Below are 1232 nucleotides of genomic sequence, written 5' to 3' on the forward strand. Positions count from 1 at the left end.
GGCATCAACGTCGGCGCCCAGCCGTACTGGAACGCCGAAGCCACGATGCTCGCCCACACCAAGGGCATCCTGGTGATGACACCCGACAGCGCCATGGTCCTGACCGGCAAACAGTCCCTGGACTACTCCGGCGGCGTCTCCGCCGAAGACAACTTCGGCATCGGTGGCTACGACCGCGTCATGGGACCCAACGGACAAGCCCAATACTGGGCCCCGAACCTCCGCGCTGCTGTCGACGTACTGTTCGCGCACTACGACCACGCCTACGCTGCTCCCGGTGAGCGCTTCCCGCGTCGGGCGACCACCGCCGATCCGATCACCCGCGACGTCCGCAGCTACCCGCACGTGCACCCGGCATCCGACTTCACCACCGTCGGCGACATCTTCTCGAGTGTGACCAACCCCGACCGCAAGAAACCGTTCGACATCCGCACCGTCATGCGCGCCGTCGTCGACCAGGACCATTCGGTTCTCGAACGGTGGGCCGACATGGCCGACGCCGACACCTCCGTCGTCTTCGACGCCCACCTCGCCGGCATCCCCGTCTCCGTCATCGGTATCGAATCACGCGCCATCCCCCGTAAGGGCTGGTTCCCGTCCGACGGACCCGACCAATGGACCTCAGGCACCCTGTTCCCCAGCAGCTCCAAAAAAACCGCACGAGCAATCAACGCCGCCAGCGGCTCCCGCCCGATCGTGGTGCTGGCCAACCTCTCCGGCTTCGACGGCTCGCCCGAGTCACTGCGCAACATCCAGCTCGAATACGGCGCCGAAATCGGCCGCGCCATCGTCAACTTCGACGGACCCATCGTCTTCTGCGTCGTCTCCCGCTACCACGGCGGCGCATTCGTCGTCTTCTCCGGAGCACTCAACGACAACATGGAAGTCCTCGCCGTCGAAGGATCCTTCGCCTCCGTCCTCGGCGGCGCACCCGCAGCAGCGGTGGTCTTCACCCGCGACGTCAACGCCCGCACCGCCGCCGACCCCGGCGTCAAAGAACTCGAAGCCAAGCTCACCGCCGCAGAGACCGATGCCGAACGCGCGCACCTCCGCGTCGAACTGGCAACCAAGAAAGCAGACATCCGCAACGCCAAACTCGGCGAAGTCGCCGCCGAATTCGAAGCCATCCACAACATCCAACGAGCACAAACCGTCGGATCCGTCCACCACATCGTCCCCGCCGCCGAACTACGACCACAACTCATCGCCGCCATCGAACGAGGAATGGCCCG

The 1232-nt window shown here is 65.4% G+C and carries 1 protein-coding gene; it reads left to right on the forward strand.

Going from position 1 to position 1232, the window contains the following annotated elements:
• Window positions 1-1232, forward strand: a 1232-nt coding sequence (locus ACODSO_RS29160) for a carboxyl transferase domain-containing protein (protein ID WP_489040076.1), incomplete at both ends; no start/stop codon positions are given.

Source organism: Rhodococcus sp. FG69 (genome assembly GCF_057808915.1).